This is a genomic window from Thalassolituus sp. UBA2009, assembly GCF_002335285.1.
In the GTDB taxonomy this organism is placed as follows: Bacteria; Pseudomonadota; Gammaproteobacteria; order Pseudomonadales; family Oceanobacteraceae; genus Venatoribacter; species Venatoribacter alkanivorans.
In genome coordinates, this window is the sequence record NZ_DDCJ01000162.1 from 34,183 (window position 1) to 35,359 (window position 1,177).

A 1,177-nucleotide genomic window follows, 5' to 3' on the forward strand; every position below is an offset into this window, starting at 1 on the left:
AAAATAAGCGCCAGCGTCCACAGCACACCGATATGGGAGCCAACTTTGATCAGAACCGCCAGTTCAATCATCGGCACCAGAATAAAGATTAATAACAAAGGCACAGGCAGCTCCGTGAGGTCAGTGCTTGAATGGCCGCCGGGTCTGTTGGCTGACTGTGCAGCAGAAGATGGCGGGTGGTAACAGCTATATGGGATCAAGGGCGGAGATTACAAGGCAAAGGGGCTGGCTCAGGGCCTGTTAACACGAATTAAACAGGCCCTGGCGTCATAAAATGTCAACACTGCCGGTCATTCCACGCAGCACAGGATGCGATGCTTTACGCCACGGACCGGAACTCCTACAGTACGGCACTGCTGAGTATCTTATTAAATCCGGAATTGCTGTTGTGTCTGAACAATCTGAACAAATCGTTATTGCTGATCTGAACAATCCCCTTCATGCCAGCGCCATGATCGAGGTGCTGAACCACTATGCCGACGGCATTATGGGTGGCGGTGAAAAACTGTCTGACTTTACCCGTGCTAATCTGGCGGCTGAGCTGGCCAGGCGCCCGAATGTGCACGTGGTACTGGCCTTTATTGATGATGAGCCGGCGGGACTGGTGATTTCCATCGAAGGTTTTTCAACCTTCTCCTGCAAACCACTGCTGAATGTGCACGACGTTGCCGTAATGGAAAAATTCCAGGGCCGTGGTCTATCCAAGCGCATTATGAATAAAACCGAAGAGATCGCCCGCGAACTCGGCTGCTGCAAGCTGACGCTGGAAGTGCTGGAAGGTAATAAGGTGGCGCAGAACGCATACCGCTCACTGGGCTATGCCAGCTATGAGCTGGATGCGGCCATGGGTAAAGCGATGTTCTGGCAGAAATACCTTTAAGCCCACTACTGTCCACAGCCTGGAGTGACATCGTGTCACTCCAAACCACAGTATTCATCGACTACTATTTTTCAATCTGAAACGCCTTTCCGGGGCAAGCCCCTGGCCCCCTGCAAGGAGAAGTATCTCCTTCCGATCCTCTCTTTTCGGCGCGTCCGGCTTCATCCAGCCAACTGCAATGATTATGCAGCACGCAAAACAATTCGCCCCGGATCGACGTTTTAAAATACCAATAATTTGTATCGATCCGGGGCAGGGTTTTGCTCTGAAGGCCGCAGAATCATCTGGTTGTCTGGC

The 1,177-nt window shown here is 51.9% G+C and carries 2 protein-coding genes; one reads left to right on the forward strand and one right to left on the reverse strand.

Translation table 11 applies throughout. The annotated features are described in order from the left end of the window. Positions 1-104 (reverse strand): FxsA family protein (locus B3P58_RS20730; RefSeq protein WP_349676605.1); only part of this gene is annotated, 104 nt, incomplete at its 3' end. Positions 105-388: 284 nt separating this feature from the next. On the opposite strand from B3P58_RS20730, the gene B3P58_RS20195 reads away from it, so the two are divergent. Next, entirely contained in the window at positions 389-880 is a 492-nt protein-coding gene (locus tag B3P58_RS20195; RefSeq protein WP_230332742.1) for a GNAT family N-acetyltransferase, read from the forward strand. The last annotated feature ends 297 nt before the right edge of the window (positions 881-1,177 follow it).